12 protein-coding genes are annotated in these 14411 nt (G+C 66.5%); 3 read left to right on the forward strand and 9 right to left on the reverse strand.

What is annotated here, in order from left to right:
- Positions 1–37: 37 nt before the first annotated feature.
- The 3 genes from LK535_RS07530 to ispG form a co-directional block, all read right to left on the reverse strand.
- Positions 38–1624: an acyl-CoA dehydrogenase family protein gene (locus LK535_RS07530; protein WP_227771288.1), complete on the reverse strand. Its 1587-nt coding sequence runs from the start codon at positions 1622–1624 to the stop codon at positions 38–40.
- 28 nt (positions 1625–1652) lie between these two features.
- Positions 1653–2864, reverse strand: a complete 1212-nt coding sequence (locus tag LK535_RS07535) for an acetyl-CoA C-acetyltransferase (protein WP_227771289.1) — start codon at positions 2862–2864, stop codon at positions 1653–1655.
- Positions 2865–3043: 179 nt separating this feature from the next.
- Entirely contained in the window at positions 3044–4192 is a 1149-nt protein-coding gene (gene ispG, locus LK535_RS07540) for a flavodoxin-dependent (E)-4-hydroxy-3-methylbut-2-enyl-diphosphate synthase (RefSeq protein ID WP_227771290.1), read from the reverse strand.
- A 71-nt stretch (positions 4193–4263) separates the two neighbouring features.
- Between ispG and LK535_RS07545 the strand changes: the two genes are divergently transcribed.
- The 3 genes from LK535_RS07545 to LK535_RS07555 are packed head-to-tail and all read left to right on the forward strand — an operon-like array spanning position 4264 to position 7009.
- Positions 4264–4785, forward strand: coding sequence for a DUF1993 family protein (locus LK535_RS07545; protein ID WP_227771291.1), 522 nt, complete (start codon positions 4264–4266; stop codon positions 4783–4785).
- A gap of 47 nt (positions 4786–4832) precedes the next feature.
- The gene (locus tag LK535_RS07550) at positions 4833–6002 is read left to right on the forward strand and encodes an acyltransferase family protein (RefSeq protein WP_227771292.1); all 1170 of its coding nucleotides are present in this window, start codon (positions 4833–4835) and stop codon (positions 6000–6002) included.
- Between the two features lie 23 nt (positions 6003–6025).
- Entirely contained in the window at positions 6026–7009 is a 984-nt protein-coding gene (locus LK535_RS07555; RefSeq protein ID WP_227771293.1) for an isoaspartyl peptidase/L-asparaginase family protein, read from the forward strand.
- Between the two features lie 299 nt (positions 7010–7308).
- Here LK535_RS07555 and LK535_RS07560 read toward each other — a convergent pair whose 3' ends face one another.
- The 6 genes from LK535_RS07560 to motA form a co-directional block, all read right to left on the reverse strand.
- A complete protein-coding gene (locus LK535_RS07560) occupies positions 7309–7848 on the reverse strand; it encodes a tetratricopeptide repeat protein (protein WP_227771294.1) in 540 nt (179 codons plus the stop codon).
- A 111-nt stretch (positions 7849–7959) separates the two neighbouring features.
- Positions 7960–9309, reverse strand: coding sequence for an HlyD family type I secretion periplasmic adaptor subunit (locus tag LK535_RS07565; protein ID WP_227771295.1), 1350 nt, complete (start codon positions 9307–9309; stop codon positions 7960–7962).
- A 3-nt stretch (positions 9310–9312) separates the two neighbouring features.
- Positions 9313–11040, reverse strand: coding sequence for a type I secretion system permease/ATPase (locus LK535_RS07570; RefSeq protein WP_227771296.1), 1728 nt, complete (start codon positions 11038–11040; stop codon positions 9313–9315).
- Positions 11037–12482, reverse strand: a complete 1446-nt coding sequence (locus tag LK535_RS07575; RefSeq protein ID WP_227771297.1) for a TolC family protein — start codon at positions 12480–12482, stop codon at positions 11037–11039. Before LK535_RS07575 ends, LK535_RS07570 begins: the two co-directional genes overlap by 4 nt.
- Before the next feature lie 93 nt (positions 12483–12575).
- Entirely contained in the window at positions 12576–13481 is a 906-nt protein-coding gene (locus LK535_RS07580) for a flagellar motor protein MotB (protein ID WP_227771298.1), read from the reverse strand.
- Between the two features lie 3 nt (positions 13482–13484).
- Positions 13485–14348, reverse strand: coding sequence for a flagellar motor stator protein MotA (gene motA / locus LK535_RS07585; RefSeq protein ID WP_227771299.1), 864 nt, complete (start codon positions 14346–14348; stop codon positions 13485–13487).
- Positions 14349–14411 lie beyond the last annotated feature (63 nt).

A 14411-nucleotide genomic window follows, 5' to 3' on the forward strand; every position in this document is an offset into this window, starting at 1 on the left:
GTCTTGGCGCGATCAGCAGGCGTTGCGCAAGGGGGCGTCAGTTGCGCTGTGCGACCAGCCCGCGCGCGATGACCTGCGCCTGGATTTCCGCTGCGCCTTCAAAGATGTTGAGGATGCGCGCGTCGCACAGGATGCGGCTGATCTCGAACTCCAGCGCATAGCCGTTGCCGCCGTGGATCTGAAGGCTGGCGTCGGCATTGCTCCACGCGGCGCGGGCGGCGAGCAGCTTCGCCATGCCGGCCTCGATATCGCAGCGCTTGCCCGAGTCCTTGGCGCGCGCGGCGGCATAGGTGAGTTCGCGCGCGGCGATGAGATCGACGAGGCTCATCGCCAGTTTGTCGGCGACGCGCGGGAAGTGGATGATCGCGCGGCCGAACTGCTGGCGGTCGAGCGCGTAGGAAAGGCCGAGTTCCAGCGCGCGGCGGGCGACGCCGACGGCGCGCGCCGCGGTCTGGATACGGGCGCCCTCGAAGGTGCGCATCAGCTGCTTGAAGCCCTGACCCTCCTCGCCGCCGAGCAACGCGTCGGTCGGGGCGGCCATGCCGTCGAAGGAGAGCGCATATTCGCGCATTCCCCGATAGCCGAGCACCTCGATCTCGCTGCCCGACATGCCGGGGGCGGGGAAGGGATCACCATCGGTGCCGCGCGGCTTGGGGACGAGCAGCATCGACAAGCCGGCATAACCCTTCGCATCCGGCAGCGTGCGGGCGAGGAGGGTCATGAGGTCCGAGCGGCTGGCGTGGGTGATCCAGGTCTTGGCGCCGTCGATCCGCCAGTTCTCACCGTCGCGGCGGGCGCGGGTCTGGAGCGACCCAAGGTCGCTGCCGACGTCGGGTTCGGTAAAGACGGCGGTGGGGAGCACCTCTCCGCTGGCGATACGCGGCAACCATTCGGCCTTTTGCGCCTCGGTGCCCGAGCCCGCGATCAGTTCGCCGGCGATTTCGGAGCGGGTGCCGAGCGAGCCGGCGCCGATCCAGCCGCGCGACAATTCCTCGGTGACGATGCACATGACGAGCTTCGACAGGCCGAGGCCGCCGTAATTCTCGGGGATGCAGACGCCGAAGGTGCCGAGTTCGGCCATGCTGGCGACGGTGGCGTCAGGGATCAGATCGTTGGCGAGGTGCCAACCGTGCGCGTGGGGCAGGATTTCGGCATCGGTGAAGCGGCGGAACTGATCGCGGATCGCGTCCAGCTCGGCATCGTGGAGCGTCTCGCTCGGCCATTCGCCGGCGGCGAGCCGATCGACCAGCGCGCGGCGATCCGCGGCGGCGTCATGATCGAGGAGGTTTGCGCAGGCGCTCGCCAGCGTGTGGGCGGCGGCGGTGAGGCCGAGGTCGGCGGGGCGGAACAGCTCATTCTGGCCCATCGGCAGCCCGCCGACGAGCTGGGCGATGCTTTCCCCAAAGGCGAGGCGGGCGACGAGGGCATTGATCTCACCGGCGTTGCGATCGGACCAGTCGGCCACCGCCTCAAGCGCGGCGACGGTGGTGGCGACCCAGGCGAAGCCGTGCGCCGCGCGCTGTTCGCTGTCGATCGGCGCGGCGTCGAGCCGGGCCGCGAGGGCGGCACGGGCGTCGTCGCGATAGCGTTGCGCCGCCGCCAGTGCCTGCCCCAGCGCGCTCATGCGCGCGTCTCCACCGAGAGCCGCAGCATCAGGCGCGCTCGAAGATCGCGGCGATGCCCTGGCCGCCGCCGATGCACATCGTCTCCAGCCCATAGCGGCCGTCGCGGCGGACGAGCTCGCGCGTCAGGTTGGCGAGGATGCGGCCGCCGGTCGCGCCGATCGGGTGGCCGAGCGAAATGCCCGAGCCGTTGACGTTGAGGATTTCGTTGCGGCTGTCGTCCTTGCTCCAGCCCCAGCCCTTGAGCACGGCGAGCACCTGCGGCGCGAAGGCCTCGTTCAGCTCGACGAGGTCGATATCGTCCCAGCCGAGGCCGTTGCGGGCGAACAGGCGCTCGACCGCGGGCACCGGGCCGATGCCCATGCGGGAGGGATCGCAGCCGGCGGCGGCCCAGCTGTGGAACCAGGCGATCGGCTCCAGACCCAGCTCCTCCAGCTTGTCCTCGGCGACGACGAGGCAGGCGGCGGCGGCGTCATTCTGCTGGCTGGCGTTGCCGGCGGTGACGACGCCGCCCTCGAGCGGGCGCAGACGCCCAAGCGAGTCCATCGTCGCGTCGGGGCGGAAGCCCTCGTCGCGATCGAAGACGATCGGATCGCCCTTCTTCTGCGGCACCGAGACGGGGACGAGCTCGTCGGCGAACAGGCCCTGTTCCCAGGCGGCGGTGGCGCGCTGGTGCGAGCGGACGGCATAGGCGTCGGCCTCCTCGCGGGTGATGTCGTAATCCTTGGCGAGGTTCTCGGCGGTCTCGATCATGCCGCTGATGACGCCGAAGCGCTCCACAGGCTGCGACATGAGGCGGCCGCGCGTCAGGCGATCGTGGATGGTGAGGTTGCCGGCCCGCACGCCCTTGCGGATGTCCGTGGTATAATGCTCGACGTTGGACATGCTTTCGCAGCCGCCGGCGACGACCACGTCGCTGACGCCGGTCTGCACCATCATCGCGGCGTCGATCACCGCCTGAAGGCCCGAGCCGCAGCGGCGGTCGAGCTGATAGCCGGGTACCTCGATCGGCAGGCCGGCGGCGAGCCATGCCCAGTGGCCGATCGCCGGCGCCTCGCCATTGCCATAGCCCTGCGCGAAGACGACGTCGTCGACGCGGCTCGGGTCGATCTTCGTGCGCTCCATCAGCGCCTTCAGGATCGTGGCGCCAAGCTGGCCCGCGGTCAGCGAGGAGAGGCTGCCACCGAACTTGCCGACGGCGGTGCGGATCGGGGCGACGATGGCGGCGCGGCGGAGGGTCATTGTGTCAGCTCCTGCTTGGCGGGAGCGAACTGGACGAACAACCGGCCGTCCGTGGGGACGATCCATCTCGCCTGTGAGCCCGCTCTCCTTGTCGCCATCCGGTTAAAGGATGCGGGCCGCGGTTTCAATCATCGGCAAGAAGATTCAGCGGGCTGAAAAATCCTGCCAACAGGCGATGCTTATTCGGCGGCGACTTTCGTCGCGTCAGCAGCGGCGACTTTCGTCGCGTCAGCAGCGGCCTCGATCTCCGCTGCCTTGGCTTCGACCAGCCGGACGATGTGGTCGATCATGCCCTCGTCCTGGACGACATGGTCGGTCACGCCCGAGAGGTAGACCATGTGCTTGCCGTTGCCGCCGCCGGTAAGGCCGATGTCGGTCTCGCGCGCCTCGCCCGGGCCATTGACGACGCAGCCGAGGACGGAGAGCGACATGGGGGTGCGGATGTGCTGAAGGCGTTCCTCCAGCGTCTGGACGGTGCGGATCACGTCAAAGCCCTGGCGCGCGCAGCTGGGGCAGCTGACCACGCGCACGCCGCGGTTGCGGATGCCGAGGGCCTTCAGGATCTCGAATCCGACGCGGACCTCCTCCTCCGGCTCGGCCGAGAGCGAGACGCGGATCGTGTCGCCGATGCCGTACCATAGCAGCGAGCCGATGCCGATCGCGCTCTTCACCGTGCCGCCGACGAAGCCGCCCGCCTCGGTGATGCCAAGGTGCAGCGGGCAATCCACCGCGTCGGCGAGCTGCTGATAGGCCGCGACGGCGAGGAACACGTCCGATGCCTTCACCGCGACCTTGAATTCGTGGAAGTCGCGGTCCTGCAGCAGCTTGATGTGATCAAGCGCGCTTTCGACCAAAGCCTCGGGGCAGGGCTCGCCGTATTTTTCGAGCAGGTCCTTTTCGAGGCTGCCGGCGTTGACGCCGATACGGATCGCGCAGCCGTTCGCCTTGGCGGCGTTGACCACCTCGTTGACGCGATCGGCGGAGCCGATGTTGCCCGGGTTGATGCGCAGGCACGCCGCGCCAGCATCCGCCGCCTCGAGCGCGCGCTTGTAGTGGAAATGGATGTCGGCGACGATCGGCACGCGCGCCGCGCGCACGATTTGCTTCAGCGCGGCGGTGGATTCGACGTCGGGGCAGCTGACGCGGATGATGTCGACGCCGGCGTCCTCGCAGCGGCGGATCTGGTCAATCGTCGCGCGCGCGTCGTCGGTCGGCGTATTGGTCATCGTCTGAACGGTGACGGGCGCATCGCCGCCAACGGGCACGTTGCCGACCATGATCTGGCGGCTCGCACGGCGGTGAATATCACGCCAGGGGCGTAGGGACATCGAAGGGCTTCCTATCGGCTTTGGCGGCGATATAGCGCTTCGCACACATAAACGAAACGTGGGGCAGGACGATGACGCTTTCGCTGTACGACGCGGTAATTCCGTCGAACATTCAGATCCTGGGCGCGATCGATCGCCTGCTGGACAAGGCGGAAGCGTTTGCGGCCGAAAAGGGCATGACCGCCGCCGAGCTGATCGACGCGCGCCTGGCCCCCGACATGCTGCCGTTCGGTTATCAGGTGAAATCGGTGGCGGAACATTCGATCGGTGGGATCGAGGGCGTGCGCGGGGGCAATTTCTCGCCCAGCATGGCGGCGTGGCCCACCGACTTTGCCGGGCTGCACGAGCGGGTACGCGGTGCGATTGCCGCATTGGAGGCCGTCAACCGTGCCGAGTTCGACACGCTGGCGGACCGCGATACGCAATTCTCGATGGGCGAGCTGCGCATGCCGTTCACCGGCGCGCAGTTCCTGCTCTCCTTCTCGCAACCGAACTTCTATTTCCATGCCACCACGGCCTATGGGATCCTGCGATCGCTCGGGATGAAGATCGGCAAGCGCGACTTCCTGGGCGCGTTGCGGATGAAGCGCTGATCCGCGCGACCTATCCGTAGTCGCCGCAAGCGGGTAGTCAGCGCGCGATGCAGCGGCACTATGGCCTCGACTGGCTTCGGATCGGGGCGTTCGCGATCCTGATCCTTTATCACATCGGCATGGTGTTCGTGCCGTGGGGCTTCCACGCGAAGCTCGCGGCCGAACAATGGGTGACGGTGCCGATGATGCTGTCCAACCCGTGGCGATTGTCGCTGTTGTTCCTTGTCTCGGGCTATGCCAGCCGGGCGCTGTTCGTGCGCCATACCGGGCCGTGGCCGTTCATGCGCAACCGCACCGCGCGGCTGCTGATCCCGCTCGTGTTCGGCATGGCAGTGATCGTGCCGCCACAGCCGTGGGTCGAGCTGGTGACGCAGCATGGCTATGCTGCTGGCTTCTTCGCGTTCTGGTCGGGCGATTATCTGGCGTTCGGCCGCCTCGATGGGCTGTTCCTGCCTACGTGGAACCACCTGTGGTTCGTCGCTTACCTGTGGGTCTATACGCTTGCCTTTACCGCCGTGCTGACGGTTACGCCGGGCGGCGTGCGGGCGCGGGCACAGCGCGTTTTCGAGCGGCTGTTCGGCGGGGCTGGCGCGCTGATCCTGCCAATGGCGTGGCTGATGCTGGTCAGCGGCGTCCTGTTCCCCGGCGCGCGCGAAACGCACGAGATGGTCGGCGATTGGGTGGCACACGCCACCTACTTCCCGATGTTCGTGCTCGGCTATGCCATGGCGGGCAGCGAGCGAATGATCGCGACCTTTGCGCGTTGGTGGAAAGTAACGGCGATCCTCGCTTTGCTGGCGTTTCTGACCGTGGCGGCAATCCAGATCGTCTTTGCCGGCTATCGCGTCACACCGCGGCCGTTCGGCACGATCTTCAGCCTGGCGCGCGGCGTGCAGGGCTGGATGACGATCGCGGCGCTGATCGGGATCGCCGAGACCTTCTGGAACCGCGACCATCGCTGGCGACCGATGCTGACCGAGGCCGTGTTTCCGTTTTACATCATCCACCAGACGATCATCGTGGTGGTGGCCTATTGGCTGCTGCACGCCGGGCTGCCGCTGGTGCTCGATTTCCTGATCCTGGTGGCGGCGACGGTGGCGGGATGCTGGGCCTTTTACCTCGGCGGCCGCCGCATCCCCTGGCTCCGCCCGCTGATCGGCCTGCGTCTGCACCGCCCACGCGCCGATATTCCCGATTCACGCCCGGCCATTGTTTGAAAAAGAGAAGAAGAAGGGATTTCATGCGCCTGTTTCTGCCTGTTCTCGCCGCCTTGCTGGCCACCCCGGTTACCGCTCAGCAGGCGCCGCGCTGGTCGCTCGCGATTCACGGCGGCGCCGGGGTGATCGAGCGTGACAAGCTCTCGCCCGAGCAGGACAAGGCGATCCGCGCCGCGCTGAACCAGGCGCTGAAGGCGGGTTCGGCCGTGCTGGACAAGGGCGGCAGCGCCCTGGATGCGGTTGAGGCGGCGATCCACGTCCTGGAGGATGATCCGCACTTCAACGCCGGTCGCGGCGCGGTGTTTACCTGGGATGGCCGCAACGAGCTGGACGCGGCGATCATGGATGGCCGCACCCGCGCCGCGGGCGCCGTGGCCGGCGTCACCACCACCCGCCACCCCGTCAGCCTTGCCCGTGCGGTGATGGAAAAGAGCGATCACGTCTTCCTGGGCGGGGCAGGTGCCGACGCCTTTTCTCGCGCCCAGAAGCTGGAACAGGCGGACCCCAGCTGGTTCGCAACGCCAGAGCGTCGGCAGCAGCTGGAGACTCTGAAGGCCAAGAAGCTGTCAGCCATCGACGTCGATCGCAAATATGGCACCGTCGGCGCCGTGGCGCGCGACGCGAACGGCCATGTCGCGGCGGCGACGTCGACGGGCGGCGTGACGGGCAAGCGCTGGGGCCGGATCGGTGACGCGCCAGTGATTGGAGCCGGCACCTATGCCGATGACCGTGCCTGCGCCGTTTCCGCAACGGGGGCAGGGGAGTATTTCATCCGCGAGGGCGTGGCGCACGAGATCTGCGCCAGGATCCGCTTCAAGGGCGAGAGCCCGCAGGTCGCCGCCGATGCGGTGATGGCGGAGGTTCAGGAACTGGGCGGCGACGGCGGGGTGATCGTCAACACGCCGTCCGGCGCCACGGCCTGGAGCTACAACACCCCCGGCATGTACCGCGGACGGGTAAGCGCCGGCAGCGCCCCGACGGTCGCGATCTACCGCGACGAGCCGTAGGAGGTACGCCCCTCCCCCACGCAGCCGCGGAGGCCCCGTTGCGTGGGGGGGAGGGGCCACGCAAGAGCGGAGGTCAGTGGCCGCAACGTCGGCCGCCAGGCGATGACGTGCTACCCAAGCGCGGTTATCTGGAAATCGATGTTTGGATCAGCGCTTGTGCAGCGCGTTGCCCCGAAAGCCCCTTCAACGTCAGCAGCGTAGGCGTGGGTCGATAGCGGCGGACGATCTCCTCCGCCCGCTTCTTATCGCCGGGCGATAGCTGCTGTTCAAAGCGGCTGAGCCACGCCTCCTGCTGTGCGTCAGGTTCTGACCGAGACAGGAAGAGCCGAAAATACGCTGCTGTTTTTGCAGGATCGGGCGTGATTCCCGATGTCCCGTTGTACACTGATGCGAGTCAGCAGGCTTTCGGTCCATCCTTGCGACGCAGACTTTTCGAGCCAAGCGAGGCCCTCCGCCATATTGCCGCGGCGTGCATAGAGGATGCCTACGTCCTGTTCGGCCAGAGCATATCCTGCCTTTGCAGCGACCAGCTTGTATTCAAGCGCTTTCTCTTCGTCGAAGGAGACCAGTCCTGCCCCTTGTCCGTCGTAATAGCAGCCGATTTTATAGGACGCCAATGGATCACCCAGAGCCGCAGCCTTCCTGAAGGCGGCGAGTGCCTTGTTGAGATCTTTGGCGGCACCCGACCCGGTGTGGTATGCCATTCCCAGGTGGTAGATCGCCTCTGGGTTATCGGTCTTTGCAAGCCGTTCCAGCGACGGGAGCAACCCCGCCTCTTGTGCGTGCCCCGCGGTTGCCATCAAGGCAACTGCCGTCACCGACGCCGCGATCAGTCGCATACTCCTCCCTGCACGATACAGAATGACCGCGTCTTCTCACTTGCTTTCGCCAGGGCGACTTATTGTGCGCGGCGGCAAGAAGTGCCCGGATCAGACCGGGCCTCAGGTTGTTCATTCGCGGAAGGCACGTTCCGACAGGCGGGTGATCGGCGTCAGGATGTACTGCAACACCGTGCGCGGATCGCCGAGCAGGTTTACCTCCGCCGTCATGCCGGTGCCGATCGGCAGCAGCTTGTTCGTCCGCCGATCCAGCAGGCCCTTGGTGTCGGTGCGGACGTAGACGTTGTAGTAGCTCACCTGAGCCCGCTCATCGACAATCGCGTCTGGCGAGATCGATTCCACTTTCCCGTCGATCCAGCCGTAGATGGAGCTGTCATAGGCGGTGATGTTGATCCGCGCATGCTGGCCGGTTCGCACGCGGGCGATATCTTCGGGCCGGATGCGTGCTTCGATCAGCAGCGTGTCGCGTGAGGGCGAGATTTCGGCAAGCGGCGCGCCCGGGGAAACGGCGGCGCCGACGGTTGTCACCAGCACGCGGTTGATCCGCCCGGCGAGCGGTGCGCGCACGGTGGTGCGTTGTACGCGCGCCGCCAGCGCCGGGATGGTGGAGGCGCGTGCCGCCAGGTCCGCCTGTGCCCGCGCCAACTCGTCCGCGGCACGCGCTCGCCAATCCTGCCGCGCCTGGGCGAGGCTGGCATTGGCCTCTGCCACGCCGGCCTGCGCGCGGGCGAGCGACGCCGCCGCCTGTGCCGCTTCGCTTGCGGCCACGGAGGCGGCGCTGTCGGCCTGCGCCAGGGAAAGGCGTGGCTCGATCCCCTTTTCGACGAGCGGCTTGATCGTGGCGAGCTCGGTCGCCCGCGCCTCGCGCGCGCTTTGCCGGGCACTGAGCGCGGATTGCGCCTCCGCCACTGCGCGAGTGGCCTGCACGCCGCGCGCGCCATAGGCGCCGGTAATGCCGGCCAGTTCCTGCATCCGTGCGGTGTGCAGCGCCTTCTCGATCTCGATCTGCTCAGCCACCGCCGCGTTGATCGGCGCAGGATAGACCGGCTCGCGGCCGAGAACCTCAGCCTTCAGTCGCGCGATCTTGACCTGAAGCGCAGCGGCCTGCGCTTCGCCTGAACTGAGCTCACCCCCGGTCGCCGTGGGATCGAGCCGGACGAGCGGCTGACCGGCCCGCACCACTTGTCCGGTGCGGACCAGGATCTCCTGCACGATCCCGCCTTCAAGATTGGACACGGTCTGCAACTGAGAGCTGGCGATCACCCGGCCTGGACCACGCACCGTTCGATCAAGCGTTGCCCAGGAGGCCCAGATTATGAAGATGACGAAAAAGGCGAGGATGGCCCAAAGCAGCACGTTGGACGCCTGGCGGGGCTTGATGCGCTCCGCCAAATCCTCGAGCCGCGTCGGTTCGGCTGGTGCCAGGGGGTTTACGGCGCGCGGGGCAGGTGTTTGCGACATGGTTCAGGCCACCTTCGGCCGGGTAAGTTGCTGCATCACCTTGTCGCGCGGGCCGTCCATTGCGATCCGGCCGCGCTCCATCACGATGATCCGCTGCACAAGCTGAAGCAATGGCGGGCGATGAGTGACGAGCACCATGGTGCGACCCTGTACCTCGTTCTGAAGCCGCTCGATCAATCCCTGCTCGGTCTGCGCGTCCATGCTGGCGGAAGGCTCGTCAAACACCAGCATCGGCGGCCGACCGGCGAGTGCCCGCGCAATGGCAATCGACTGGCGCTGCCCGCCGGACAGGCCTTCGCCACGATCCGCCAGCTTCAGATCATAGCCGTTGGCGATTTGCCCCATGAACTGGTGCGTGCCTGACAGCGTCGCCGCGCGCAGCAGTTCGGTATCATCGACGCCCGATCGGCCCAGACTGATGTTCTCCCGGACACTGCCGGTCATCAGCACGCTGTCCTGCATCGCCACGCCAATCTGGGCGCGCAGCGTGGCGGGGTCGATCTGCCGCAGGTCGCTGCCATCAACCATCACCAGGCCGTCTTCGGGTGGGTAGAGCCCGAGGATCAGCCGAGTGATCGTCGACTTGCCCGAACCCACGCGGCCCAGAAGCGCCACGCGCTCGCCGGGTTCGATGGTGAAGGACACGCCCTGCAGCGCCGGCTCTGCGGCGCCGGGATAGCGGAAGGTGACGTTCCGGAATTCGATCTTGCCGGAGAGTGATGCGATCTGCAGCGGTTCTCCTGCGGGCCCTTCGCTGGGCTGCTCCATCATCGCGTTGATCTGGCGATAGGCGGTTCGGGTTGCCGAGAGCCGTGCGAGCAACTGAGAGATTTGGGCAAGCGGCGCGATGGCCCGGCCGGCGAGCAAGGAGCAGGCGATCAGGCCGCCCGAGGTCAGCTCACGCGCGGCGATCAGGTTGACCCCGACGATCACCACCGCGGCATAGCTGATCGTGCTTGCCGAGCCGGCGACGGTGATCGCGATGCTGGAAATCAGGCGCTGGCGAAGCGAGGAATCGGATTGTTGCCGGACGGCGCCGAGCCAGCGATCGGTAAGCATCGGCCCGGCGCCTGATGCCTTCACCGTTTCCAGCCCGCCAATCGTTTCCACCAGCACGGACTGTTTGGACAAACCCTCCCGCAGCGTTCGCGCGGTGAGTCGTTCCAGGGCCGGATTGGTCGCCCAGGCGGTCAGCAGCACGACGGGGATGATGACGAGCAGGACGAGCACCACCTTGCCGCCGATCGCCCAGATCACCACGACGGTGAGGATCAGGAACGGAAAGTCGACCAGCGCCGTCATGGTGGCGGAGGCGAAGAAGTCGCGCAGCGCTTCCAATTCCCGCATCAAGCCGGCGAGCGCCCCGGTCGACCCTTTCTTGTGGTCAAGCCGGATCGCCAGCAGCTTCCTGAACACGCGATCGCCGACCTGGTGATCGATGTCGGCGCCAGCGATATCCACGAAATACGCACGCAGCATCTTCAGCACGAAGTCAAAGATGACGACAAAGCCAAAGCCGATCGACAAGGCAACCAGGCTCGACATGGCGTTGTTCGGGATGACCCGATCGTAGATGACCATGGAGAACAGCGAAGTCACCAGCGCAAAGACGTTGATGAGCACCGCCGCCGCAGCAACCTTGATATAGGTGCGCTTGTTCTCGGCCATCGGCTCGAGCAGCCAGGGCGCGAAGCGGGGCTTGGGATCGGGGACGAGCGTATGGTCGCTCATGGCTGGCGTCCTTGGGATGGATCGGTAATGCCGAGTGTCGGCAGCAACTGGCCCGTCCTGGACAGCAGGACGTAGCGTGATGCGTCGAGTTCAGTGACGGCCTGGAGATAGCCGACCGCCGTTTCGAAATAGCTGTCTTCCGCGCCGATCACATCGAAGAGCGTGCCGGATGCGACACGGAAACGCTCGGCGATCGTGTCGCGCGAACGGCGGCTGGCCAGATAGGTCGATTCCAGAGCGCGGCGCTGCTCCTCCAGCGCCTGTACGTCGGACCAGGCGATTTCCGCGTCGCGCGCCGCTTCGGTGGACACGCGGTTGGCGCGCGCCTCGGCCGAGCGGGCGCGGGCCTGGGCCTGCTGGTCGCGCTCCTCAATGCCGCCCCACAGACGCTGACGAAGCGTGAGCCGCGCGCGCACGTCATAGTCGCGCGGGGTTTCGTAAATGCCGTAGCGGCCGGCATCGATGCCCGCGGCAAGGGTCGGCAGCCGATCGGCATGAGCGGCGCGGGCATCGTTGCGAGCGGCCTCCGCCACCGAACGGGCGGAGCGCACCGCCGGCACGTCCACCGCCCGTGCGACCGCCAGATCCTTGCTGACGCTGGCCTGGCCGATGAATGGCGCGCGGGCGAGGCCTGGCGGGGGCGGTGCGCCGGTCAGCGACTGGAATCGCGCGGACGCCTGCGCCTCCAGCCGGCGAAAGCGCGCCAGCCGCGCGTCGGCGGAGGCGATGTAGCTGTCCACGCGCGCGATATCGGCCTCTGCCGAGGCGCCACGCCGGATGCGTTCCTGCACCATCACGCGCAATTCCCGCTGACTGGCGGAGAAGGACGTCGAGAGTGCCACCAGCGCGCGATAGGTAAAGACGTCGTACCAGGAAGCGAGCGTCATCAGGGCAACGCGATCCTGCGCGCCAAGGATGTCGGTTTCCGCTGCGCGCAGTCGCTCGCGTGCAGCACCGATCCGCGCATTGGCGCTGCCGCCGTCGAGCAGCAGTTGGTCCACCGTCAGCAATTGATCGGTGCGGCGTCCCGGACGAGACTCCTCGATGATGTTTTCGACATTGTTGCCGAAGTTGCGGGACAGCACCTTGTAGCTGGTGATCGTGACATCAACCGTGGGGCGGCGGGCCGACTTGGCCTCGCCCAGCGCGGCGCTGGCCTGATCACGATTGGCGCTCGCCTCCTCCGCCTCCGGTGCGCGCGCCAGGGTCGCGTTGACGATCTGCTGCAGCGTTTCCACCGGCGCAGTGCGGCGCGTGAGTTCCAGCAGCGGATCATCCTCCGCGCGGATCGCCATCGGATTGCCGGTGTGGCCGGGGAGCAGGGGCGGCGTCTGCGTGCTGGACGAATCCTGTCCAATGGCGGGGAACGCCAGCGTGACGGCCGTCAGAACCGCGGTGGCCGTTCTTGCCCTGCCTCTCCTGATAAACGATGGTAAAATCACAGATCCCCCCCGGGACAAGGGGTGATCTCTATCCGGTCCCGGGGCCGCCGCCAAGTATTGTCGGCGCTCTCAAAAGCATTCACTCTGGACGAGTTATTGCCCGAATGCCCCTGCACGGTACAGGAGAGTGATGGCGACCCGGCGATTTCGGGGATCCATCGGGTTTTCGGTGATCATCGGCTCGCGATCCGCCACCCCTTCAATTCGGTAGAAGCGCTGTTCCGGTATCCCGCCGGCCGCGAGGCGCCGCCGCGTCGCCTCGGCACGCGCAGTGCCCAGCATCCAGTTGTTCATCGCCCGCGGGTCGCCATAGGGCAGGCTGTCGGTATGCCCGCGGATCATGATCGGGTTCTGCGTCGGACGGATCCCTTCCGCGACCATGCCGATCAACGTGGAGGCATCCTTTTCCAGCGCGGTCGTGCCAAGCGCGAACATGGAATAATTCGCGTCATCCACCAGGTCGATGCGCATCCCGTTGGGGGTCATCGTGAAGCGGATGTGCTTGGCGAGCGCCGCCAGTGACTTGCGCTCCCTCAGCTGCCGCTCGACCTGTTCCTTCAGCTTGGCGAAGTTGCGGCGATCCTCTGCGGCGATCGCCTCGGCGCTGCGCAGCGATCCCTTCCTGCCGGTGCCCATCTGCGCGCCGCCGGCACCTTCTGCCTTGGAGACGATGGTCGGCATACGCGAGTTGCCGTCGTTCGGCCCCGTCTTTTCGGTCGACGTGACGGACTGGCCACCCAGCAACCCGCTGCCGCCGATACCGAGCGACTTGGTGTTGAGAACGGTTGGCGCGAAATAGTCGGCGATGCCCTTGCGCTGTTTTTCCGTGGTGGCGCCGAGCAGCCACATCAGAAGGAAGAACGCCATCATCGCGGTCACGAAATCGGCATAAGCGACCTTCCACGCGCCGCCGTGATGGCCGCCGTGCCCCTCGATATAGATCTTCTTGACGATGATCTTGGGCGGCTGGTTGCTGCCATGGGGTGCGCGCGCGGCCATGGCTTATTTGCCCCTGAGGCCGTCGAACACCTCGGCAAAGCCGGGCTGGTTGGTGTGGGCGATGCCCGAGCGCGCCGCCTCGATCACCAGCGGCTGCGGATGGCCGTGGAGCGAGGCGATGATGATCTGCTTCACCACATGATAGATCGCGGCATCGGCATCGATCACCTGCTTCAGGCGCGAGGCGAGCGGGCTGACAATGCCGTAGGCGAGCAGCACGCCAAGGAACGTCCCCACCAGCGCGGAGCCGATCATGCCGCCCAGCACCGATGGCGGCTGGTCGATCGAACCCATCGTCTTCACCACGCCGAGCACGGCCGCGACGATGCCAAGCGCCGGCAGGGCGTCGGCAAGCGAGGACAGGGTGGTGTGTGGCCCCTCCACCTCATGATGGTGGGTCTTGATGGCATTATCCATCACTTCTTCCACCGCGTGAACGTCGAGCGTGCCGGAGGACACGACCACCAGGCGCAGCGTGTCGGCAATCAGGTTGACCAACGTATGATCGGCCACCAGGCGCGGATATTCGGCAAAGATGGCGGAGGATTTCGGATCCTCGACATGCGGCTCCAGCGCGATCGGGCCTTCCATGCGCAGCATCTTCATCAGCTTCGACACCAGGAAGATGACGTCGAGATAATCCTGCTTCTTGTACTTCGGGCCCTTGAACACCTTGGCCAGGCCGCCGCCCATCGCCTTCAGCTCCTTGCCGGAATTGCCGATGATCAGCGCGCCGGCAGCGGCGCCGCCGATGATCAGCATTTCATGCGGAAGGGCGTGGAGCACCGGACCCAGCGAACCGCCCGTGAAGGCAAAGCCGCCGAAGACCATGGCAATAAGAACAACAAGGCCGATGGCGGCGAACATCTTTATCCCCGGACGCTACGTAAGGTGCTCTCTGTCAAACGACCGGGGGAGCAGATTCTTTAT

The sequence above is a fragment of the Sphingomonas sp. IC4-52 genome, assembly GCF_020707225.1.
In the GTDB taxonomy this organism is placed as follows: domain Bacteria; phylum Pseudomonadota; class Alphaproteobacteria; order Sphingomonadales; family Sphingomonadaceae; genus Sphingomonas.

What these genes read in the sequence shown, in the direction of transcription:
- LK535_RS07530 (WP_227771288.1), bottom strand. Translation starts at nt 1,624, where the DNA reads ATGAGCGCGCTGGGGCAGGCACTGGCGGCGGCGCAACGCTATCGCGAC.
- LK535_RS07535 (WP_227771289.1), bottom strand. Translation starts at nt 2,864, where the DNA reads ATGACCCTCCGCCGCGCCGCCATCGTCGCCCCGATCCGCACCGCCGTC.
- ispG (WP_227771290.1), bottom strand. Translation starts at nt 4,192, where the DNA reads ATGTCCCTACGCCCCTGGCGTGATATTCACCGCCGTGCGAGCCGCCAG.
- LK535_RS07545 (WP_227771291.1), top strand. Translation starts at nt 4,264, where the DNA reads ATGACGCTTTCGCTGTACGACGCGGTAATTCCGTCGAACATTCAGATC.
- LK535_RS07550 (WP_227771292.1), top strand. Translation starts at nt 4,833, where the DNA reads ATGCAGCGGCACTATGGCCTCGACTGGCTTCGGATCGGGGCGTTCGCG.
- LK535_RS07555 (WP_227771293.1), top strand. Translation starts at nt 6,026, where the DNA reads ATGCGCCTGTTTCTGCCTGTTCTCGCCGCCTTGCTGGCCACCCCGGTT.
- LK535_RS07560 (WP_227771294.1), bottom strand. Translation starts at nt 7,848, where the DNA reads ATGCGACTGATCGCGGCGTCGGTGACGGCAGTTGCCTTGATGGCAACC.
- LK535_RS07565 (WP_227771295.1), bottom strand. Translation starts at nt 9,309, where the DNA reads ATGTCGCAAACACCTGCCCCGCGCGCCGTAAACCCCCTGGCACCAGCC.
- LK535_RS07570 (WP_227771296.1), bottom strand. Translation starts at nt 11,040, where the DNA reads ATGAGCGACCATACGCTCGTCCCCGATCCCAAGCCCCGCTTCGCGCCC.
- LK535_RS07580 (WP_227771298.1), bottom strand. Translation starts at nt 13,481, where the DNA reads ATGGCCGCGCGCGCACCCCATGGCAGCAACCAGCCGCCCAAGATCATC.
- motA (WP_227771299.1), bottom strand. Translation starts at nt 14,348, where the DNA reads ATGTTCGCCGCCATCGGCCTTGTTGTTCTTATTGCCATGGTCTTCGGC.